This window comes from Sphingopyxis sp. (assembly GCF_050725615.1).
Taxonomy (GTDB): Bacteria; Pseudomonadota; Alphaproteobacteria; order Sphingomonadales; family Sphingomonadaceae; genus Sphingopyxis.
This window is the reverse complement of the sequence record NZ_JBOHHU010000075.1, coordinates 1-21,100: the sequence shown is the minus strand read 5'-3', so window position 1 is coordinate 21,100 and position 21,100 is coordinate 1. Positions and strand designations below refer to the sequence as shown.

Genomic DNA, 21,100 nt, shown 5'->3' with positions numbered 1-21,100 from the left:
GTTTGCGTGTCTCGACTTCGCTCGACACGAACGGAAACGGGCGAGGGGGCTCGTTAAAGCGTCGCCTCGATCTCGCGCGCCGCCAGATCCGGGTCCGCCGACTGGCTGATCGGGCGACCGACCACCAGGATCGAGGCGCCGTCGGTCATCGCCTGCGCCGGGGTGACCACGCGCTTCTGGTCGCCGATCTTGCCGTTCGCGGGGCGGACGCCGGGGACGACGAAAAAGCCGCTGGGCCATGCATTGCGGGCGGCCTTCACCTCCTGGCCCGAACAGACGATGCCGTCGCAGCCCGATTCGCGTGCGAGCGCGGCGAGGCGGACGACCTGGTCATGCGGGGTGCCGCCGACGCCGATATCGCCCAGGTCGGGCGCATCGAGGCTGGTCAGCACGGTGACTGCCACGACCTTGGTGTTGAGACCCGCCGCCGCCTTCGCTTCTTCGAGCATCGCGCGCCCGCCTGCGGCGTGCACCGTCAGGATCGCGGGCTCGAGGGGGCGGAGCGCCTGGATCGCCTTTGCGACCGTGTTCGGAATGTCGTGGAGTTTCAGGTCGAGGAAGATCGGCAGCCCGATCTTCGCCATCTCATGCACGCCATGATGGCCGTTGGCGCAGAAGAATTCGAGCCCGAGCTTCAGTCCGCCGACATGGCGCCGAACCTTTTGCGCCAGCGTCAGCGCCGCGTCGAGGTGGAGGGTGTCGATCGCGAGATAGAGCGGCGAGGTCATGGCGTTTCCGTCGGTTTGTCGAAGAGCGAGGGCGGGATGTCGCCGACCGTCGTTGCGGCGGGGGCGGCCACCGGAGCGGGCGCGGCGGGCTCCGCCGGGCGGTTCGCCATCGCGCGCAGGTCGGCAAGCTGGCGGTCGCTATGGTCGAGCCGACGCTTGAGCGACCAGCGCGCCGCGCGCAGCGCGATCCACAGCGGAATGGTCCCGATCAGGAAGGAAACGAGGATCAGCACGGGCAATTTGGTGTCGAGCACCTGGCCCGGCCAGATGGTGACGGTGACCGGAATCCAGTTCGCCATCGAAAAGATCACCAGCACCGCGGTGAGCAACACCCAGATGATCGTCCGGACAATTCCCATGCGGCTGCTCCTGTTTCTTGGCGACGTGACGGAAGCCTAGGCGAGTTTGGCGCGGGTTTCCAGTGGGGGACTGCCGATCCTCCCCCGGAACGGGGAGGGGGACCATCGAAGATGGTGGAGGGGTACGCGGTGTCGAGCGCGGCGTATGACCTCCTGTACCCCTCCACCACCCTGCGGGTGGTCCCCCTCCCCCCTGGGGGAGGATCTTATTTCCCAAACACCCGCGCGAAGATGGTGTCGACATGCTTGAGGTGATAGCCGAGGTCGAACAGCGCGGTCAGTTCCTCCCCCGACAGCTTGGCGGTGACGTCGGCGTCGGCCTTGAGCAGGTCGAGCAGCGACAGCGCGCCGTCGCTTTCCCACACCTTCATCGCGTTGCGCTGAACCAGCACATAGCTTTCCTCGCGGCTGGCGCCCGCCTGCGTCAGCGCCAGCAGCACGCGCTGCGAATGGACGAGGCCGCCCATGCGGTCGAGGTTCTTCTGCATCCGTTCGGGATAGACGAGCAATTTGTCGATCACGCCGGTCAGGCGGCCGAGCGCGAAGTCGAGAGTGATCGTCGCGTCGGGGCCGATGAAGCGTTCGACCGACGAATGGCTGATGTCGCGCTCGTGCCACAGCGCGACATTTTCGAGCGCCGGGACGACCGCGCTGCGCACCATGCGCGCAAGCCCGGTCAGATTCTCGGTCAGGATCGGGTTGCGCTTGTGCGGCATCGCCGACGAGCCCTTCTGCCCCGGCGAGAAATATTCCTCAGCCTCGAGCACTTCGGTGCGCTGGAGATGGCGAACCTCGACCGCGAGCCGCTCGATCGACCCGGCGATGACGCCAAGCGTCGCGAAGAACATCGCATGACGGTCGCGCGGGATGACCTGCGTCGAGACGGGTTCGACCGACAGGCCGAGCTTGGCCGCGACATGTTCCTCGACGCGCGGGTCGATATTGGCGAAGGTGCCGACCGCGCCCGAAATGGCGCAGGTGGCGATATCGGCGCGCGCGGCGATCAGCCGCGTCCTGCAACGGTCGAACTCGGCATAGGCCTGCGCCAGCTTGAGCCCGAAGGTGACGGGTTCGGCGTGGATGCCATGGCTGCGGCCGATCGTCGGGGTCAGCTTATGTTCGCGCGCGCGGCGCTCGATCGCCGCGAGCAGAGCGTCGAGGTCGGCGAGCAATATGTCGGCGGCTTGCGTCAGCTGCACCGCGAGGCAGGTGTCGAGCACGTCGCTCGACGTCATGCCCTGATGCATGAAGCGCGCCTGATCGCCGACATTTTCGGCGACCCAGGTCAGGAAGGCGATGACGTCATGCTTGGTGACGGCCTCGATCGCGTCGATCGCGGGAACGTCGATCACCGGGTTCGTCGCCCACCAGTCCCACAGCGCCTTGGCCGCCTCCTTGGGAACGACGCCGAGGTCGGCGAGCGCGTCGGTGGCGTGCGCCTCAATCTCGAACCAGATGCGGAACCGGTTTTCGGCCGACCAGATCGCGGTCATCTCGGGTCGGGCGTAGCGCGGAACCATGATTTTACTCCTCTAGTATCGATCGATCGCGGAATCGGCGCGGAAACGCGACGGGGCGCGCCCTAGCAGGGACGGACCGTCCCGCCAATCGTCACGGCCGTGCAACTTACGCTTTTCCGGGTCGGTTGACCCCATGCCCTTTCAGGAACCGGCGGCGCGCAAGGCGAAGCGTCGCTATAGAACAGGAGAAATATCATGTTGAAGACCATGCTTTTGATCGGCGCTGCCGCGATCAGTTTCCCCGCGCTGGCGCAGGACCAGCCGGCGGCGGACCCTGGCGCTCCCCCGGCGCAGACCGAGACGACGCCGCCCGCCAGCGAACCCGCAACGCCGGCGCCCGACGCCGCGCAGCCGGCACCCGATGCGGCGGAGCCTGCCCCCACGCCCGACAGCACAACGCCGCCCACCGCCGAGCCCGCTCCCCCGGCTGGCGAGGCTGCGGCGGCCCAGCCGGCTCCGGCTGGCACGCCCGCCACGGCCACCCAGGTGGCGCAAATCGTCGACAAGGAATTTCCGACCTATGACGCCGATTCGAGCACCGAACTCAGCGAGGCCGAATTCGGCACCTGGATGAAGAAGCTGCGCAGCGCCAGCGAACCGACGGTCGATGTCGAATCGGCCGAGGTGAAGACCTGGATCGGTCAGGCCTATGGCGCCGCCGATGTCGACAAGAACGGCACCGTCAGCAAGGTCGAACTGACCACCTTCCTGTCGAAAGGCGCGTAAGCGCCCCTGACTGGGTGGTGAAGCCGTCGGAGCGATCCGGCGGCTTCATCGCGTCTGGCGTCCGGCGGCTATTCGGTGGGCTGCTTCACTTCGACGATGGTCAGCCGGTGTTCCTGCCCGCCGCGATCGGGCCACAGGATCGACTGGCCGGTGCGCAGCCCGATCAGTCCCGCGCCGACCGGGGTCAGGATCGACACGCGCCCCGCCGCGATATCGGCGAAAGCGGGATAGACGAGGCTGACGGTGCGCTGGGTGCCGGTCTTTTCGTCGAGGAAGGTCACTTCGGACCCCATGGTCACGACATTGGTCGGCATGGCGTCGCGGCTGCAGATCGCGGCGCGATCGATCTCGCCGAGCAGCAATTCATAGATGCGGTTGAGTTCATGCTGCTTGTGCAGCGCGAGTTCGGTCAGCCGGTCGGCTTCGACGTCGATCATGTGGATGGCCGGGCGCGCGGCCCGGGTCTTGGCTTTGGTCTGGGTCATGGTGCGGACTTTCCGGATAGGGGCGCGCGCACGCGGTCGTCCCGCGCACGGCTTAAAAGGATCGGAAATTTGCCCCGGGTTCGGGGCGAACGCGCCTGAACCCGGGGCTAGATGCCCGCGAGAAGTTGGCCCCCGAAAAACCGGAAGCGGAGAAGGCCGCGTCGAATCTGCATGGGGGGATGATGTCGCGGGAGCGTCCGGAAGTCAAACGGCGTCCGGATCAGCCCGGTCAGATCAGTCCCATCGCGCGCATACTGCGATAATCATTGCCGCCGATGATGATATGGTCGTGGAGGGTGACACCGAGCTTCGCGGCGGCGGCGACGATGTCGCGCGTGATCGCGATATCCTGACGGCTCGGTTCGGGGCTGCCACTGGGATGATTATGGACGAGGATGATCGCCGCCGCGCCCAGCTCGAGCGCGCGTTTGACGACTTCGCGGACATAGATCGCCGACTGATCGATCGATCCCTCGCTCGCCAGTTCGTCGCGGATCAGCATGTTGCGCGTGTTGAGATAGAGGACACGCACCCGTTCGATATCGAGCGGCCCCATGTCGGCGCGCAGATAGTCGAGCAGGGCGTCCCAGCTCGACAGCAGGGGCTTTTCCGCGATTTCGCCTTTCAGCATGCGCAGGCTGGTCGCCTGGACGATCTTGAGCGCGGCGATCGCGCCGTCGCCGAGGCCGTCGATGCGGCGCAGCACATCGGGATCGGCGCCGATCAGCTGCGCCAGCGAGCCGAATTCGCGGAGCAGCGCCTTCGCCAGCGGCTTGGTGTCGCGGCGCGGGATGGCGAGCGCGAGCAGATATTCGACCAGTTCATAGTCGGCGAGCGCGTCGCCGCCGGTGTCGAGCAGCCGCGCGCGCAGCCTTGCGCGATGCCCGGAATGATCGGCTTCCCCCATGGACCCCGAATAGCAGCTTGTGACCGGCACTCAACGTCCATAAGGTTCCGCGCCTATGGCAACGTCCTGTCTTTTGCAGCCAATTGCGCCATTTCGGCGTTATCTTACAGCAAGGGGCGGACCCGCCGGGGCGCATGAGGATCGAATAAAGGCGCCATGACCGATAGCCCCGAACCCGCTGGACTGGTCCGACGCCGTCGCCGCGTGAAAAAGCGCTGGCTGACCGGAGCCGCGCTCGCGGTGCTGGTCGGCGGGCTGTGGCTGGCGCGCGAGCCGATCGCCGACCGCTTCGTGCGCGAACAGCTCGATTCGCTCGGCGTGCCCGCGACCTATGTCATCGACGACATCGGCTTTCGCACCGAACGTCTCTCCAACGTCGTCATCGGCGATCCCAAACGGCCCGACCTGACCGCGAGGACGGTCGAGGTCGCGCTCGGCTATGGGTGGAACGGCCCCTATGTGTCGTCGATCACCGCCGACGGCGTCCGGCTCTATGGGCGGTTCGCGGACGGACGGCTGTCGTTCGGCGCGCTCGACAAGTTTCGCGATCCGTCGAGCACCGATCCGCTGGCCTTGCCCGACCTGTCGGCGGTGCTGACCGACGCGCGGGCGCGGGTCGAGACGCCCTGGGGCGTCGTCGGCGCGGCGCTGAACGGGCGCGGGCATCTGCAGCGCAGCTTTTCGGGGACGCTGGCGCTGGTCGCCCCGACGCTCGATGCGGGGGGATGCCGGGCGTCGGCGATCAGCTTTTACGGTCCGCTGACGGTGCAGCGGTTGAAGCCGCGGCTCAAAGGGGCGCTGCGCGGGCGCGCATTGCGCTGCGCCGATGGCGAAATCACGGCGGTGTCGCCGCAGGTCGCGCTCGATGTCGAACTGGGTCAGGATCTGCGGAGCTGGACCGGCAAGACCGATGCGGCGCTGGTGTCGCTGGCGGCAGGCCCGGTCCGCGCCGAACGCGTCGCGCTGCTCGCCGGGTTCGATGGCGATGCGGGCAAGACCGCGCTGACCTTCGATGGCGAGGCGCGGCGGCTGAGCGGGCCCGATTTCGCCGCCAGCCGTGTCGATCTCGACGCGACCGGGGAGGTCGGCAAGGACGCGCCGAAACTCGCAGGCCATCTGGGCTTTGCCAGCGCGGCGGCGAGCGCGGGACTGCGACAGCGGATCGCTGCGAGCGCCAAGGGCCTCGACGGCAGCCCGCTCGGGCCGGTGGCGAGCCAGGTCACGGCGGCGGTGAGCCGCATGCTCGGCGACCTGTCGGGCAAGACCGCCTTCGCGCTGGCCGGTGAGGGCGATAGCGCGCGGATCGAGCTCGTCGCGCCCGACCTCGTCAGCGAAAGCGGCGCGCGGCTCACCGGCGGCGCCGACAGCCGCATCGGCTATCTGTTCGCGACCGCGAGCCCCGCCTTTGTCGTGCAGGGCCGATGGGCCTTCGGCGGCGGGGGGCTGCCCGAAGGCACGCTCGATCTCGACCGCCGCTCCGACGGCGCCATCTCCGGCCTCGCGCGGATCGAGCCCTATGTCGCCGGCGGCGCGCGTCTGGCGCTCCAGCCGGTGCGCTTCTCGGGCGGGCCGAACGGGCTGATGCGCTTTGCGACGGTGGCGGAGCTCAGCGGGCCGCTCGCCGACGGGCGCGCCGAGCGGCTGCGCGTGCCGTTGGGCGGGGTGCTGGCGCCGACCGGGGCGCTGGCGCTGAACGGCGGCTGCAGCCGCGTCGCCGCCGACCGGATCGAGGTCAGCGGCTTCCGCCTCGCGGCGCCGGCGATCGACCTGTGCAGCCGCGCCGGGAAGCCCTTGCTGGCGGCGGGACCGAACGGGCTCAGCGGACAGGTCCGCATTCCGCGGATCGCGCTGCGCGGGTCGAGCGGATCGTCGCCTTTCGCCTTCAACGCCGGTGCGGGCGATATCGACCTGTCGACGCTGCGCTGGTCGCTGGCGGGCGCCGACGTCCGGCTGGGGCAGGACGACAGCGTCACGCGGTTCAGCGCCGACCGGATCACCGGCGCATCGACCCCGACGGGACTCGCGGGCGACCTTGTCGGCGCGGCGGGCAAGATCGGCGCGGTGCCGCTCGAGATGAGCGAAATCGGCGGGCGCTGGACCTTCGCCGGCGGCGTGCTCGGGCTCGACGGATCGATCGTCCTGACCGATGCGCTGCCCGAAGCCGAAGCGCGCTTTTTCCCGCTGGTCAGCCAGGATGCGTCGCTTCGCTTCGCCGATGGCCGGATCGACGCGACCGCCGCCTTCGCCGAGCGGCGCAGCGGGGCGCCGGTGCTGGACACGGTGATTCGGCACGAGCTGGCCGGCGGCACCGGTTTTGCCGATCTGAAAATCGCCGAACTGCGCTTCGGCGACAGTTTCCAGCCCGATCAGCTCACCCGCCTCGCGCTCGGCGTCGTCGCCAATGTGCAGGGGGCGGTGGTCGGCGACGGCCGCATCGACTGGTCGCCGGCGGGCGTGACCAGCCGCGGCACCTTTGCCACCGCGAACACCAACCTTGCCGCCGCCTTCGGTCCGGTCACCGGCGCGACGACGACGCTGACCTTCGACGACCTGATCGGCCTCAAGTCGGCGCCGAACCAGACGGTCCGCCTGGCCGAGGTCAATCCCGGCATCCCGGTGGTCGACGGCGAGATCGAATATCAGCTGCTCGGCGACAATCGCGTGCGGATTCAGGGGGGCAGCTGGCCCTTTGCCGGGGGCAAGCTGGAACTGCATCCGACGACGCTCAATTTCAACGCCGACCAGCCGCGGCGGCTGAGCTTCGACCTCGTCGGGGTCGATGCAGCGGTGTTCCTCCAGAATTTCGGGTTCGAAAATATCAATGCGACGGGCAAGTTCGACGGCACGCTGCCGGTCGAGTTCGACGGGCTCGGCGGGCGGATCGTCAATGGCCGCATCGATGCGCGCGATGGCGGCGGGACGCTGGCCTATGTCGGCGAACTGACCAACCACGATCTGGGCGCGATGGCCAATTTCGCGTTCGGCGCGCTCCGCAGCCTCAAATATCAGGATCTGACGATCGTCCTCAACGGCGACCTCGACGGCGAAATGGTCACCGACATCCGCTTCGGCGGCATCGGGCAGGGCGAAGGCGCGACGCAGAATTTCATCACGCGCCAGGTCGCCAAGCTGCCCTTTGTCTTCAACATCAAGATCCAGGCGCCCTTCCGCCAGTTGATCACATCGGCCAAGGGCTTTTATGATCCGACGGTCTATATCGAACAGAATCTGCCCGCGCTGATGCAGGCGCAGGAAGAGGCGAAAGCCGCCGCCGCGAAAAATTCCACCGTTCAGCCTCCAGCAAGCGAGCCCGTGCAATGAAGACGACAAGAAGTGAAGCGAGGAGGCGGGCCGTGATCGGTCGATGTCTTGCGGTAACGATCGGCGCGGCGGCCCTTTCCGGCTGCGTGCAGATCGAAACGCCGGACAAGCCGATCGAAATCAACCTGAACATCAACATCAAGCAGGAAATCGTGTACAGGCTTGATGGAGATGCCAAGAAGCTGATCGAACAGAATAGCTCGATATTCTGACAGGGAATGAGAATGATGACGAAGATTTGGAAACCGACCGGAATTGCGATGGCCGCCGTGGCCGCGACCGCCGCCGTGGCGCTGATGGTGCCCGCGGCGATGGCGCAGCGCGACCCCGCCTATGAAGCCGCGCGCGCGGCAGGGCAGGTCGGCGAGCAGCCCGACGGCTATCTCGGCTATGCCTCGACCCCGACCCCGGCGGTGCGGGCGATCGTCGACGACATCAATATCAAGCGCAAGGCCGCCTATACCAGCGGTGCGCCGGCGGGCAGCACGGTCGAACAATTCGCGTTCGTCACCGGCTGCAACCTGATCGCCAAGACCAAGCCGGGCGAGAAATATATGGCGCCCGACAAGAGCTGGCAGACCCGCGACGCCGGCGCCCCGATCCGCGATTCCCGCTGCCCCTGATTTTTCGGAACGACAAGGGCGCCTGTGGGCGCCACATGCCGCCGCGCCCCTAAACGCGGCGGCATTTTTGTGCGCCCGCCCGGCGTCATTTTTGTGCAGTTGCGCACAAGCATTGACTTAATGGGACGTCATTCCTAAACGGACCGCGCCTTAGGGGTCCCCCGATTTTTCGGGCCTTTTTTCGCAGGCGGAACCGGAGCTTTCCGGCGCTGTTTCAGGAGGATGGCAGGAAATGACGGGGAACGGCAGCGATCCGGAACAAACTTCGGAGGATTCGCGCCTGGTCTCGCTCGAAGAGCGATTGGACCGGGCCGAAGCCGCAGAAGCAAAACGGAACGCGGTGAACGCCGGACCGGAGACCGATGCGAATTACAAGCTCGGTAACCGCGTATTGGCGGAATTGCTGGGCGGCATCGGTGGCGGCGCGTTGGTCGGTTGGACAATCGATCATTTTGCCGGCACCGCGCCCTGGGGCCTGTTGGTGGTGCTGTTCCTCGGAGTGGCGGTCGCCTTCAGGAACATATTTCGAATTGCCAATATTCGGCCGACAAAGCCGGATTGAAGCTGGTTTGACTGGGATTTAGGCGAGGTATCGCGTGGCGGATCAAGGTAAAGTGGACCCGATGCACCAGTTCGAGGTGCAGAAGATGTTCGACATGTTCCATGTCGGGGGTCACGAGGTTGCTTTCACGACGAGTGCGATGTGGATGATCGTCGCCGGCCTGCTTTTGTGGGTGTTTATGATCGGCGGCATGAAGCGTCAGCTCGTTCCCGGTCGCTGGCAGGTCGCGGTCGAAGGCTTCACCGGTTTTATCTCGAGCATGATGAACGCGAATATCGGCCCCGAAGGCCGCAAATATACGCCTTATGTCTTCTCGCTCTTCATGTTCATCCTGATGCTCAACCTCATCGGCCTCGCGCCGCTCGGATTGTTCGGCGTCCACCCCTTCACCGTGACGAGCCATTTCACGATCACCGGTTTCCTCGCGATCCTCAGCTTCGCGATCGTGCTGATCGTCGGTTTCTGGCGCCACGGCCTGCATTTCTTCTCGCTCTTCGTGCCGCACGGCACGCCCTGGTGGCTGCTGTGGCTGATCCCGGTGATCGAACTCGTGTCGTTCATGGTCCGCCCGTTCAGCCTCGCGCTGCGACTGTTCGTCGCCATGACCGCCGGCCACGTGCTGATGAAGGTGTTCGCCTCGTTCATCATCGATGGCCTGGCCGCCAGCCCGGTGATCGGCATCGGCGTCGGCATCCCCAGCATGGCGCTGATGGTCGGCATCAGTGGTCTCGAGCTGCTGGTCGCGGGCATCCAGGCCTATGTTTTCGCATTGCTCACGTCGCTCTACCTGAACGACGCGATCAATCTTCACTGATCAATCAACCGTTTAATCGACGTTTTTCCCAAGGAGTTATACAATGGACGTTCAAGCAGCTTCGCTCATCGGCGCCGGTCTGGCCGCCATCGGCGCCGGTATGGCCGCCATCGGTGTGGGCAATGTGTTCGGCAGCTTCCTCGAAAGCGCGCTGCGCAACCCGGCAGCCGCCGACGGCCAGCAGGGCCGCCTGTTCATCGGCTTCGCGGCCGCCGAACTTCTCGGTCTGCTGTCGTTCCTGATCGCAATCCTGCTGTACCTCAAGGCAGCCTGATTTCGTCGGCGGGGCGGGCGTTCCGGCGCCCGCTCCGCGACCGCTTTCCTCTTTGTTCGTTGAGATAGTCCATGCCTCAGATCAGCCAATTCGCTGAAAACTGGTATGCCGCATCGCAGATTTTCTGGGTGCTGCTGACCTTCGGCTTCGTCTTCTTTGTCATCGGCCGCGGCATGCTGCCGAAGATCGAGGCGACGGTGGATGCGCGCGACCGCAAGGTCGCCGACGATCTCGCGGCCGCCAAGGCGGCGCACGCCGCCGCCGATGCGATCGAGGAAAGCTATCGCCAGCAAAGCGACGCGAGCCGCGCCGCCGCGCAAAAGGCGGTCGCCGATGCGAAGGACAAGGCCGCGAAAGACGCCGAAAAGCGTCTGGCGAAGGTCGATGCCGAAATCAGCGACAAGCTGGCGGCGGCCGAAGCAGATGTGTCCGCGGCGCGGACATCGGCGATGGCCGAGATTGAATCGGTCGCGGCCGAAGCGGCGAGCGACCTGGTCGCCAAGCTGTCGGGCGTGAAGGTTGCGGCGGCCGACGCGAAATCGGCGGTGAAGGCGGTGCTCCATGGCTAATCTTGCTCTGATCCTGTCCGAAGCCGCAGGCGAGGCGCATGTCGAACCGGCATCGTTCGGTTTCATCGACGCGACCGTCTGGGTGTCGATCGCGATGGCGATCTTCATCGCCATCCTGCTTTGGAAGAAGGTGCCGGCGCTGGTCGCGGGCATGCTCGACAACAAGATTGCCGAGATCACGAAGCAGCTCAAGGAAGCCGAACAGCTCCGCCTCGATGCGGAATCGCTGAAGGCCGAATATGAGGCGAAGCTCGCGGACGCGGCCAAGGAAGCCGACGAGATGCGTACGCGCGCCGAGGCCGAGGCCGAAACGCTGGTGACCAAGGCCAAGGCCGACGCCACCGCGCTGATCGCGCGCCGCAAGCAGATGGCCGAAGACCGCATCGCGGCGGCCGAAGCCGGCGCGCTCGCCGAGGTCCGCACCGCGACCGCCAAGGCGGCGACCGATGCGGCGGCGAAGCTGATCGCCGACAAGCATGACGCCGGCGCCGACAAGGCGCTGGTCGACCAGGCGATCGCGGCAGTCGCCAAGGGCTGACCCCGGGCGACAGTGCTGAAACAAGACGCCCGCGGATTTCCGCGGGCGTTTTGTTGTTGGGGCTAGGGGATGCTGAGCCCCGCGACCCACGCCTTGGTGGCCGGACAGGCGTCCATCGCGCGGCCATAGCTGTCCCGCGCCGTCGTGCGGGCGATATAGGCGCGTTCGGTGTCGCCGAGGGCATAGCCGATCGTGCGCTGCGCGAATTGCAGCGCATAGGTCACCGAGATATCGGCGGCGGTGAAGCGCTCGCCGGCGATATAGGGGGTCTTCGCCAGCTGGCGGCTGACAAGGCCAAGGCGGCTTTCGAAGATGTCGCGCGCCCATTTTGTCGTCCAGTTCGCCTGCTCGGCTTCGGGCGCGAGGATGATGGTGGCGACGATCGCGTTGATCGGCCCGGCCAGCCCGGCCTCGCCCATGTGCAGGAACTGCAGATAAGGGACGAAGTCGGGATCGCCCGTCGACGGCGCGAGCGGGCTGGGACCGTGACGGGCGAGCAGATATTCGAGGATCGCGATCGATTCGACCATCACGGTGTCGCCGTCGACGATCGCGGGAATGAATCCGGCGGGATTGACTGCGAGAAATTCGGTGTCCTTCTCCAACCCGTCGAGCAGATCGACCGGGCGCATGCGATAGGGCAGGCCCAGTTCCTCAAGCAGCCAGGCGACGCGGAAGCCGCGGCCTTCGCCATAGAGGGTGATCATCGCGAGTTCCCTAGAAGCGGATCATAATTCGCCGCGCGAGCGCGGGCGAGATGCTGTGGACGAGTTGCAGGATCTTGACCATGCCGGCGTTGACCTCGCGCTTGTTCGACCGAATGCCGGCGACGATTTCGGCGGCGCAATCGTGCGCGCTCATCTTCTTGCCGCTGCGCCCTGCGGTCATGTTGGTTTCGACCACCGGCGGCAGCGCCTCAATCACGACGACATTGCTGTCCTTGAGCAGGTGGCGGATCGCCTGCGTATAGCTGCGCAATCCGGCCTTGGTGGCGCAATAGATCGACCCGCCGGCGCGCGGGGCGATGGCGAGGCCCGACGTGACGTTGACGATCGCCGCCTCGGGCTGGGCGCGCAACACCGGCAGCAGGCGGGTGCACAGCGCGATCGGCGCGTCGAGATTGGTGCGGATGCAGTGCGCGGCGCTGTCGAGCGTGGTTGCATCGTCGAGCTCATAGTCGCTGCCGACCCCGGCATTGTTGACGAGGATCGCGAGCGGCTTGCCCGCGACGCCGCCCACCACCGCATCGACGCCCGCTGCCATCGACTGGTCGCCGGCGATGGTTCCGAAGCCGAGCGCGGCCATGGCCTGCAGTTTGTCGGGCGAGCGGCCCGTGACGATGACGTCGGCGCCCGATCCCTGCAGCTGCAGCGCGATCTCGCGCCCGATGCCGTCGCTGCCGCCGGTGACCAGCGCGAGTTTACCTCTTACGTCCATCCGACCCCTCCGATGACTGTTTTACCTGTCACACTATGGCGGGTCGCATCGTCCTCGCCTACATGCAAAATCATGGCCCGCCCGAACGCTCCCGACCGATTCAACGAAGAGAAGGCGACCTATGTGATGCGCGGCGGCGACGGGGAGGGCGACCAGCCCGACCTCGAGCGCGGCGCCGAGGCGATCCGCAATGTCGTGAAGAAGCTGCCGACGCGGCCCGGGGTGTACCGGATGCTCGATGCGCGCGGCGATGTGCTCTACGTCGGCAAGGCGCGGGCGCTGAAGAACCGCGTGACCAATTATACGCAGGTCGCGCGGCTGCCACAGCGGTTGCAGCGGATGGTGTCGCAGACGCGCGCGATGGAGATCGTCACGACGACGAGCGAGGCCGAGGCGCTGTTGCTCGAGGCGCAGCTGATCAAGCGCTATCGCCCGCCGTACAATGTGCTGCTGCGCGACGACAAAAGCTTTCCCTTCATTCTGTTGCGCATGGATCATAAATTCCCGCGGGTGCAGAAGCATCGCGGCGCGCGCCGCGCCAAGGGGCGCTATTATGGTCCCTTCGCGAGCGCGGGGTCGGTGAACCAGACGCTGAATGCGCTGCAAAAGACCTTTTTGCTGCGTAGTTGCACCGACAGCTTCTTCGCCAACCGGTCGCGGCCGTGCCTGCTCTACCAGATCAAGCGGTGCAGCGCGCCGTGCGTGGGGCGCATCTCGACGGAGGATTATGCGCAGTTGGTCGGCGATGCGCAGGATTTCCTCGAAGGGCGGTCGATCGCGGTCCAGAAGAGGCTGGGCGACGCGATGACGCAGGCCGCCGAGGCGATGGATTTCGAGACGGCGGCGATCGTGCGCGACCGGTTGAAGGCGCTGACTTTCATCCAGGGCAGCCAGTCGGTCCATGCCGACGGGTTGGGCGATGCCGACGTCTTTGCGCTCGCAGCCAAGGGCGGGCAGCTCTGCATCGCGGGCTTCTTCATCCGCGGCGGGCAGAATTGGGGGCATCGCAGCTTCTTTCCGGCGCATGTCGCGGGGGTCCCCGAAGCCGAGGTGATGGCGAGCTTCCTGATGCAATTTTACGAAGGCGTGCCGCCGCCGAAGACGATCCTCGTCGACCGCGAGCCCGAGGAAAGCGCGTTGCTCGCCGAGGCATTGGGCGAACTCGCCGAACGCAAGATCGAGATCAGCGTGCCGCAGCGCGGCAACCGGCGGCGGTTGCTGGAGCAGGCGGTGCGCAATGCGGGCGAGGAGCTCGACCGGCGGCTCGCCGAGAGCAGTTCGCAGGCGAAGCTGGGGCGCGAGTTGGCCGACCTGTTCGACCTGGACAATCCGCCGCAGCGGATCGAAATCTACGACAACAGCCATATCCAGGGCACCAATGCGCTGGGCGCGATGGTCGTCGCGGGTCCCGAGGGCTGGATCAAGGGCGCCTATCGCAAGTTCAACATCAAACGCGCCGAAACGCAGCCGGGCGACGATTTCGCGATGATGGCGGAGGTGTTCCAGCGCCGCTTCGCGCGCGCGATCGAGGAGGACCCCGAGCGTACCAAGGGCGAATGGCCCGACCTGGTGCTGATCGACGGCGGCAAGGGGCAGGTCTCGGCGGCGGGCGCGGTGCTCGCCGAACTGGGCATCGACGACCTGACGTATATCGGTGTGGCGAAGGGGCCGGACCGCAATGCCGGACGCGAGACTTTCTATCATCCCGACGGGCGCGAATTTACGTTGCCGCCGAACAATGCGGTGCTCTTCTATATCCAGCGGCTGCGCGACGAGGCGCACCGCTTCGCGATCGGCGCGCATCGGGCGAAGCGGGCGAAGGCGATGGGAAGCTCGCCGCTCGACGAGGTGCCGGGGATCGGCCCGGCACGCAAGAAGGCGCTGCTGATGCATTTCGGCACCGGACGCGCGGTGCGCGGCGCGAGCCTCGAGGATTTGCAGAAAGCGCCAGGGGTGAGCGCTGCGGTGGCGCAGGCGGTGTATGATTTCTATCACGCGGGACGGTGAGGAGAGCGGGACGATGGATTTTGGCGCGATGATGCCGCTGGCGGGAACGCTCGGTGTGACGATCCACGAAGGCACGAAGGAGCGCGTCGCGGGCAAGCTGCCGGTGCGGGCCGAAATCTGCACGGCGGGGAATATCGTCCATGGCGGGGCGATCATGGCCTTTGCCGACTGTCTCGGCGCGGTGGGGGCTTTTCTGACCTTGCCCGAGGGCGCTACGGGCACGACGACGATCGAGAGCAAGACCAATTTCTTGGGCGGTGGGCCGGTCGGATCGGTGCTGGTCGGCGAAGCGACCCCGGTGAAGGTCGGCAAGCGCGTGTCGGTTTGGCAGACGCGCATCAGGACCGAAGAAGGCGCCGATGTCGCGCTGGTGACGCAGACGCAGCTGGTGCTTTGGCCAGCCTGAGCGCCGAAGCCATCGTCTGCGCGGTGCGCGCGCATGGCGAACATGGCGCGATATTGCGGGCGCTGACGCGCGAGGCGGGGCTGGTCGCGGGCTATGTGCGCGGCGGGCGGTCGCGGCGGCTGCGGCCGATATTGATGCCTGGCAATCTGGTCGCGCTCGAACTGCGGGCGCGGACGGAGGAGCAGCTGGCGGGGGCGACGGCCGAATTGCTGGCTAGCCGGGCGCCTTTGCTGGCCGAACCGCTGCCGTCGGCGGCGATCGACTGGGTGACGAGCCTGACTGCGGCGATCCTGCCGGAAAGCCAGCCTTATCCGGCGCTTTTCGATGCGCTGTCGGGGTTGCTCGATGCGATCGGGGTGGCGCCGTCGGCGCGGCTATGGGCGGCGGCGCTGGCGCGGTATGAGCTGTTGCTGCTCGCCGAGCTGGGGTTCGGGCTCGATCTCGACGAATGCGTGGTGACGGGGTCTCGGAATGGTCTGGCATTTGTCAGTCCGAAGTCGGGCGGCGCGGTGTGCGTCGAGGCGGCGGTCGGGTATGAGGAGCGGTTGCTTCGCCTTCCGGCGTTCCTGCGGGGCGCAGGCGCGGTCGAGGCGATGGGCGATGTGCTGGACGGGCTGGCGATCACCGGGCATTTCCTCGACCGCGACCTGCTCGAAGGGCGCAACCGCGAACTGCTCGGGGTGCGGGCGCGGCTGATCGACCGGCTCGGCAGGGCGGTTGCGTGACTCGTCGTCGCTGTCTAAGCGGCTCGCGAGACATGAAAGGGTGACGCATTGAATATCCTGCTGCTGGCTGGCGACGGTATCGGTCCGGAAATCATGGCGGAGGCGGAAAAAGTGCTTGCCGCACTCGCGCTGCCGGTAACGCTCGACCGCGCGCTCGTCGGCGGCGCGGCCTATGCGGCGACGGGCCATCCGCTACCGCCAGAGACGCTCGCCAAGGCGAAGGCCAGCGATGCGATTCTGTTCGGGGCCGTGGGCGATCCGCGCTTCGACAGTGTCGAACGGCACCTGAGGCCCGAGCAGGCGATTTTGGGGCTGCGCTCCGAGCTGGGGCTGTTCGCCAATCTGCGGCCCGCCAAGCTGTTCGCCGGGCTGGAGGACAGTTCGGCGCTGCGGCCCGAGGTCGCCTCGGCGATCGACCTGCTGATCGTGCGCGAGCTCAACGGCGACGTCTATTTCGGCGAGAAGGGCACGCGCACCACCGCGACCGGCGAGCGTGAAGGCTATGACATCATGTCGTATAGCGAGAGTGAGGTGCGGCGCATCGCGCATGTCGCCTTCCGCGCTGCGCAAGGGCGCCAGAAGCGGCTCTGCTCGGTCGACAAGGCCAATGTGTTGGAGACGTCGCAGCTGTGGCGCGACGTCGTGATTGAGGTCGCGGCGGAATACCCCGACGTGACGCTGAGCCATATGTATGTCGACAATGCCGCGATGCAGTTGGTGCGCAATCCGGGACAGTTCGACGTCGTCGTAACCGGCAATCTGTTCGGCGACATCCTGTCGGATCAGGCATCGATGTGCGTCGGGTCGATCGGCCTGCTCGCCTCGGCCTCGCTAAGCGAGGGCAGGCGGGGGCTGTACGAGCCGATCCACGGCAGCGCGCCCGATATCGCGGGCAAGGGCGTGGCCAACCCGCTGGCGATGATCCTGTCGCTCGCGATGCTGCTGCGCCATTCGGGCGGCGACGAGGCGAGCGCGGCGCGGATCGAGGCGGCAGTGGCGAAGGTACTGGCGGACGGATGCCGGGGTGCGGATCTTGGCGGCACTATGAGCACGGCGGCGCTGGGTGATGCGGTCGTGGCGGTTTTGAACGGATAAGGCAGATGAAAAAGACAACGGGTTTCGATCGCAGCACGACGCAGGGCTGGCATCCCGCGACGCAGGCGGTGCGCGGCGGCACCTGGCGCAGCGAGCATGGCGAAACGTCCGAGGCACTCTTCCTGACCTCGGGCTATACCTATGAGAGCGCCGAAGAGGTCGCGGGGCGCTTTGCTGGCGAAGCGCAGGGCATGACCTATTCGCGGTTGCAGAATCCGACGGTGGCGATGCTCGAGGAGCGGATCGCGCTGATCGAAGGCGCCGAGGCGTGCCGGACGCAGGCGACCGGCATGGCGGCAATGACCACGGCGTTGCTCTGCCAGCTGTCGGCGGGGGACCATATCGTCGCGGCAAAGGCCGCGTTCGGGTCGTGCCGCTGGCTGGTCGACCATCTGTGTCCGCGCTTCGGCATCGAGACGACGGTGATCGACGGGCGCGACAATGACGCCTGGGAGAAAGCGATCAAGCCGAACACCAAGGTGTTTTTCTTCGAGACGCCGGCCAATCCGACGATGGACATCGTCGACATGAAGCATGTCTGCGCCGTCGCGAAGGCGCATGGGATCACCAGCGTCGTCGACAATGCGTTCGCGACAGCGGTGCTGCAGCGGCCGATGGATTTCGGCGCCGATGTCGTTGCCTATTCGGCGACCAAGCTGATGGAAGGGCAGGGCCGTGTGCTCGCCGGCGCGGTGTGCGGGACCGAGAAGTTCATCAACGACGTGCTGCTGCCGTTCCAGCGCAACACCGGGCCGAATCTGTCGCCCTTCAACGCCTGGGTGGTGCTGAAAGGCCTCGAAACGCTCGACCTGCGGGCGCGGCGTCAGTCCGAAAATGCGCTGGCGGTCGGCAAGGCCATCGAAAAGCGGGTGACCAGGATGTTGCACCCGGGGCTGGCGAGCCATCCGCAGCATAATCTGGCGATGAGCCAGATGGAGGCGTGCGGGCCGATCTTCTCCTTCGTGCTCGAAGGCCGCGAACAGGCGATGGGATTTCTCAACGCGCTGGAACTGGTCGATATCTCTAACAATATCGGCGATTCGCGCAGCCTGTGCTGCCACCCCGCATCGACAACCCATTATGGCGTCAGCGCCGAGGTGCGCGCCGACATGGGGGTGGTCGAGGGCATGCTGCGGATCAATATCGGGCTGGAAGATCCGCGCGACCTGATCGCCGATCTGGACCAGGCATTGACCAAGGTCGGGCTTTAGGCGATTTTGACGGCGTGACGATGATCGACTCCTTCTTTCCCTACGCGGAAACGACCGGCGCGGTGACGGTACGGGTGGCGGTCAGCTATCTGCCCGAACAGTCGCATCCGTCGCTGGGGCGCTGGTTCTGGGCCTATCATGTCCGCGTCGAAAATCATGGTGACACGGCGGTGCAACTGATCAATCGCCATTGGCGCATCGTCGACGGGCGCGGACAGGTCAGCGAGGTCGAGGGCGAAGGCGTGGTCGGCGAGCAGCCGATCATCCAGCCCGGCGGCGCGTTCGACTATGTGTCGGGATGCCCGCTGCCGACGCCCGAAGGGTCGATGATCGGCAGTTACGATATGGAGGGCGCCGATGGCCAGCATATGCTGATCGCGATCCCGCAATTCGCCCTGAAGATGCCTGCGACTGCCCCATGAAACGCACCCATTTACCGCTCAACGCGCTGCGCGTATTCGATGCAGCGGCCCGCCACCTGAGCTTCACCCGCGCGGCAGACGAGTTGGCGGTGACCCCCGCCGCAGTCGGGCAGCAGATCCGCGCGCTCGAGGATATGTTGGGCGTGGTGCTGTTCCGCCGCACGCCCAAGGGGCTGGAATTGACCGGTGAGGCCGAGGCGGGGCTCGACGCGCTGCGCCACGGTTTCCTGCAATTCGAGGAATCGGTGCGCGCGATGCAGGCGGGGCAGTCGTCGCAGTCGCTGACGATTGCGGCGCCGCGGGACTTGACCGCCAAATGGCTGGCTCCGCGCCTCGCGCGTTACAGCCAGCAGGCGCCCGATGTGCGCTTCACGCTCGTGTCGGCGGACGGCGGGATCGATTTCACCGAAGCCAATCTCGACCTGGCGATCTTCTGGTCCGATGGAGCCGGAGACCATGAGGGCGTCGCCCTGGCCGAAGCGATGATGGTAACCGTCGCCGGCCCGGGCAGCGCGAGCGATACGCGCATTGCCTGGCCGGGCTGCCCGGTCGAGGACGGCGAGCCCGCGCTGCGGCTCGGCGATGCGGGGCTGGCGATCGACGCCGCCGCCAACGGGCTGGGGCAGGCGAATGTTCCCGCGATGCTCGCCGAGGCCGACATCGCGTCGGGCCGGGTGCGGCTGGTGCGCGAGGCCTTTGCCGTGAAGCGCGGTTACTGGCTGGTCGCGCCGACGCCGCAGTGGCGGCAGGCGAAGGTTAAGGCACTGGTCGCGGCGCTGACGGCGTAATTTCCTTATTGCCTGCGCGCGTCAAGTCGTACACCCTTGTTCAATTGGGGGTGCCAAATGGACAATGACGGTGTGCGGGCGCAGCTATACTATGATGCGCACAAGAAGTCGCAGGGCGCGGCCTATCTGCTTTGGTTTTTCCTCGGCGGACTTGGGGCGCATAGATTTTATGTGGGACGCGTCGGTACCGGGATAGTGCAATTGTTGCTCTGTCTGTTCGGATGGTTGCCGCTTTTCGCGGGCTGGTTTGCCCTTTCGATCTGGTGGATCGTCGATGCGTTCCTGATCCCGGACATGCTGCGGCAGGCAAATATGGAGGTGGCCGATCAGGTCATGGGGCAATCATCGCCCATGCGTCCGCGATTCTGACGCCGCCTAACGGGTGGCCAGCGCCAGCAGCCGGGTCACCAGCCCGATCATCGTGTCGGTCGACACCGCCGCGTCGGCATTGTTCCAACTCGTCGTCACCACGAACCATTTGCTGTCGGCCTCGCGCTGACCGAGCAGGCTCATCGACAGCACGCCGAGTTCGGACCCGCCCTTGTAACCGAGGTAGGACCAGCCCTTCGCCGCGCCGGGGCCGACGCCGTTGTTGATCGCCATCGCCGCCATCGTCGTATCCGACCGGCGCGCGCGCAGGTCGATGAAGGCTCGCGCGATGTCGTTGGGGCTGGCGAACCATTCGAGGCTGTCGATGAAGCGCGGGCCGCCGCTGAAGCTGACGCCATCGACGTTGGCTAGGATCAGCCGGCCCTTGTTGGTGTCGATCAGCTTGCGTTGCGCCTTGTCGTCGGCGGCGACGAAGGCGGTGCGTTCCGAAGCGAAATTATCGCCCTTGAGCGCGAAAGCCTCGACCGTGGTCAGAAAGGGGATGTTGCGCGACGGGTCGCTGTGCCCGGCGCCGCGCATCCGCGCCTCGATCCGTTCGCGCCCCAACAAGTGGATCAGCGTGTCGGTGGCGCCATTGTCGCTGACCGAGACCATCCAGTTGGCTAGCGTCTGAAGTGTGACCGGGGTGTCTTTCGGCCAGTTGGCAGTCGCTGCCGACGAAAAGCTGGAGTGCGACAGCGGCACGACGTCGGACCATTTGCGTTGGCCCGCTTCGACCTGGGCCGCCAGTTCGTCGAGAATATAGAGTTTGAATGTCGAACCGATCGCGAATTGCCGGTCGGGCTCTGCGGCGGCGATGGGCCTGATCGTCGCTCCGTCGATTTCGGCGACGAGGAAGCCGGCAGTGCCGGGCAGGGCGGCGATCTCGGCGGCGATGCGGTCGAAGCTGTCATCGGCCATGGTGAAGTCGGTAATGCGCAGGCCGGTCACCCGTGCGCCCTCGCCGGGGCCTACTTCGAGCGCGATGGTGCCGACGCCCTTTCCGAAGCGGAGCATCACGATGCCCGCGCGACCGTTGGGCGAGGTGGCGCTGTCGACCGCGACCGGCGGGCCATATTGCGCGATCAGGCTGGCGGTGATGGCCTGGAATTGCGCCTCGGGCACGGCTGTCTGGAACGACGGGTCGAAATAGTCGGCGAAAGTTATTTTTCCGGAGAGAAGGTCGACGAGTTGCGCTGCGCGAAAGTCGAAGA

25 protein-coding genes are annotated in these 21,100 nt (G+C 66.3%); 17 read left to right on the top strand and 8 right to left on the bottom strand.

The features are described 5' to 3' along the window. Positions 1–53 precede the first annotated feature (53 nt). From pyrF to purB, 3 genes are all read right to left on the bottom strand, one after another. A complete protein-coding gene (pyrF, locus tag ACREB7_RS15940; protein WP_431593258.1) occupies positions 54–728 on the bottom strand; it encodes an orotidine-5'-phosphate decarboxylase in 675 nt (224 codons plus the stop codon). Further along, positions 725–1,087 (bottom strand): lipopolysaccharide assembly protein LapA domain-containing protein, encoded by a 363-nt coding sequence (locus ACREB7_RS15935; RefSeq protein ID WP_431593257.1) that lies wholly within the window; start codon positions 1,085–1,087, stop codon positions 725–727. The genes pyrF and ACREB7_RS15935 overlap by 4 nt, the downstream gene beginning before the upstream one ends. Positions 1,088–1,293: 206 nt before the next feature. Then, positions 1,294–2,607 (bottom strand): adenylosuccinate lyase, encoded by a 1,314-nt coding sequence (gene purB / locus ACREB7_RS15930; RefSeq protein ID WP_431593256.1) that lies wholly within the window; start codon positions 2,605–2,607, stop codon positions 1,294–1,296. Positions 2,608–2,802: 195 nt separating this feature from the next. Here purB and ACREB7_RS15925 point away from each other — a divergent pair, with 195 nt between their 5' ends. Continuing rightward, on the top strand, positions 2,803–3,333 hold the full coding sequence (locus ACREB7_RS15925; RefSeq protein ID WP_431593255.1) for a calcium-binding protein: 531 nt from the start codon (positions 2,803–2,805) through the stop codon (positions 3,331–3,333). 68 nt (positions 3,334–3,401) lie between these two features. Here the strand turns inward: ACREB7_RS15925 and rnk are convergent, their stop codons facing one another. Both rnk and radC read right to left on the bottom strand, forming a co-directional pair. Then, positions 3,402–3,818: a nucleoside diphosphate kinase regulator gene (rnk, locus tag ACREB7_RS15920; RefSeq protein ID WP_431593254.1), complete on the bottom strand. Its 417-nt coding sequence runs from the start codon at positions 3,816–3,818 to the stop codon at positions 3,402–3,404. 229 nt (positions 3,819–4,047) lie between these two features. Then, on the bottom strand, positions 4,048–4,725 hold the full coding sequence (gene radC / locus ACREB7_RS15915) for a RadC family protein (RefSeq protein ID WP_431593253.1): 678 nt from the start codon (positions 4,723–4,725) through the stop codon (positions 4,048–4,050). Positions 4,726–4,881: 156 nt separating this feature from the next. Between radC and ACREB7_RS15910 the strand changes: the two genes are divergently transcribed. The 8 genes from ACREB7_RS15910 to ACREB7_RS15875 all read left to right on the top strand — a co-directional run bounded on the left by ACREB7_RS15910 (position 4,882) and on the right by ACREB7_RS15875 (position 11,426). Further along, positions 4,882–8,046, top strand: coding sequence for an intermembrane phospholipid transport protein YdbH family protein (locus ACREB7_RS15910; protein WP_431593252.1), 3,165 nt, complete (start codon positions 4,882–4,884; stop codon positions 8,044–8,046). Beyond that, the gene (locus ACREB7_RS15905) at positions 8,043–8,258 is read left to right on the top strand and encodes a YnbE family lipoprotein (protein WP_431593251.1); all 216 of its coding nucleotides are present in this window, start codon (positions 8,043–8,045) and stop codon (positions 8,256–8,258) included. The genes ACREB7_RS15910 and ACREB7_RS15905 overlap by 4 nt, the downstream gene beginning before the upstream one ends. Positions 8,259–8,270: 12 nt before the next feature. Beyond that, a complete protein-coding gene (locus ACREB7_RS15900; RefSeq protein WP_431593250.1) occupies positions 8,271–8,669 on the top strand; it encodes a YdbL family protein in 399 nt (132 codons plus the stop codon). Positions 8,670–8,901: 232 nt separating this feature from the next. Beyond that, the gene (locus ACREB7_RS15895; RefSeq protein WP_431593249.1) at positions 8,902–9,231 is read left to right on the top strand and encodes an AtpZ/AtpI family protein; all 330 of its coding nucleotides are present in this window, start codon (positions 8,902–8,904) and stop codon (positions 9,229–9,231) included. 61 nt (positions 9,232–9,292) lie between these two features. Next, a complete protein-coding gene (locus ACREB7_RS15890) occupies positions 9,293–10,045 on the top strand; it encodes a F0F1 ATP synthase subunit A (RefSeq protein ID WP_431593259.1) in 753 nt (250 codons plus the stop codon). Between the two features lie 43 nt (positions 10,046–10,088). Beyond that, positions 10,089–10,319 (top strand): F0F1 ATP synthase subunit C, encoded by a 231-nt coding sequence (locus ACREB7_RS15885; protein WP_037515205.1) that lies wholly within the window; start codon positions 10,089–10,091, stop codon positions 10,317–10,319. A gap of 71 nt (positions 10,320–10,390) precedes the next feature. Then, the gene (locus ACREB7_RS15880) at positions 10,391–10,888 is read left to right on the top strand and encodes an ATPase (protein ID WP_431593248.1); all 498 of its coding nucleotides are present in this window, start codon (positions 10,391–10,393) and stop codon (positions 10,886–10,888) included. Next, positions 10,881–11,426 (top strand): F0F1 ATP synthase subunit B, encoded by a 546-nt coding sequence (locus tag ACREB7_RS15875; protein WP_431593247.1) that lies wholly within the window; start codon positions 10,881–10,883, stop codon positions 11,424–11,426. Before ACREB7_RS15880 ends, ACREB7_RS15875 begins: the two co-directional genes overlap by 8 nt. Positions 11,427–11,488: 62 nt before the next feature. Here ACREB7_RS15875 and ACREB7_RS15870 read toward each other — a convergent pair whose 3' ends face one another. Together ACREB7_RS15870 and ACREB7_RS15865 are read right to left on the bottom strand one after the other, a co-directional pair. Continuing rightward, positions 11,489–12,133, bottom strand: a complete 645-nt coding sequence (locus ACREB7_RS15870; RefSeq protein WP_431593246.1) for a glutathione S-transferase family protein — start codon at positions 12,131–12,133, stop codon at positions 11,489–11,491. Positions 12,134–12,143: 10 nt separating this feature from the next. Then, complete coding sequence (locus ACREB7_RS15865) at positions 12,144–12,863, bottom strand: SDR family oxidoreductase (RefSeq protein ID WP_431593245.1); 720 nt, start codon at positions 12,861–12,863, stop codon at positions 12,144–12,146. A gap of 72 nt (positions 12,864–12,935) precedes the next feature. Here ACREB7_RS15865 and uvrC point away from each other — a divergent pair, with 72 nt between their 5' ends. Genes uvrC through ACREB7_RS15825 form a run of 8 tightly spaced genes read left to right on the top strand, consistent with a single transcriptional unit; the run spans position 12,936 to position 19,886 of the window. After that, entirely contained in the window at positions 12,936–14,870 is a 1,935-nt protein-coding gene (gene uvrC, locus ACREB7_RS15860; protein ID WP_431593244.1) for an excinuclease ABC subunit UvrC, read from the top strand. A 13-nt stretch (positions 14,871–14,883) separates the two neighbouring features. Continuing rightward, positions 14,884–15,276 (top strand): PaaI family thioesterase, encoded by a 393-nt coding sequence (locus ACREB7_RS15855; protein WP_431593243.1) that lies wholly within the window; start codon positions 14,884–14,886, stop codon positions 15,274–15,276. Beyond that, entirely contained in the window at positions 15,264–16,001 is a 738-nt protein-coding gene (recO, locus tag ACREB7_RS15850; RefSeq protein WP_187141433.1) for a DNA repair protein RecO, read from the top strand. The genes ACREB7_RS15855 and recO overlap by 13 nt, the downstream gene beginning before the upstream one ends. A gap of 48 nt (positions 16,002–16,049) precedes the next feature. Beyond that, entirely contained in the window at positions 16,050–17,096 is a 1,047-nt protein-coding gene (gene leuB / locus ACREB7_RS15845; RefSeq protein WP_431593242.1) for a 3-isopropylmalate dehydrogenase, read from the top strand. A 5-nt stretch (positions 17,097–17,101) separates the two neighbouring features. Continuing rightward, entirely contained in the window at positions 17,102–18,307 is a 1,206-nt protein-coding gene (locus ACREB7_RS15840; protein WP_431593241.1) for a trans-sulfuration enzyme family protein, read from the top strand. A gap of 20 nt (positions 18,308–18,327) precedes the next feature. Further along, complete coding sequence (gene apaG / locus ACREB7_RS15835; protein ID WP_431593240.1) at positions 18,328–18,729, top strand: Co2+/Mg2+ efflux protein ApaG; 402 nt, start codon at positions 18,328–18,330, stop codon at positions 18,727–18,729. Further along, positions 18,726–19,517, top strand: a complete 792-nt coding sequence (locus tag ACREB7_RS15830) for a LysR family transcriptional regulator (protein WP_431593239.1) — start codon at positions 18,726–18,728, stop codon at positions 19,515–19,517. Before apaG ends, ACREB7_RS15830 begins: the two co-directional genes overlap by 4 nt. 57 nt (positions 19,518–19,574) lie before the next feature. Next, complete coding sequence (locus ACREB7_RS15825) at positions 19,575–19,886, top strand: TM2 domain-containing protein (protein ID WP_431593238.1); 312 nt, start codon at positions 19,575–19,577, stop codon at positions 19,884–19,886. A 6-nt stretch (positions 19,887–19,892) separates the two neighbouring features. On the opposite strand, the gene ACREB7_RS15820 is transcribed toward ACREB7_RS15825, so the two are convergent. Beyond that, positions 19,893–21,100: serine hydrolase (locus ACREB7_RS15820; protein ID WP_431593237.1), on the bottom strand; the 1,208-nt coding region annotated here is incomplete at its 5' end.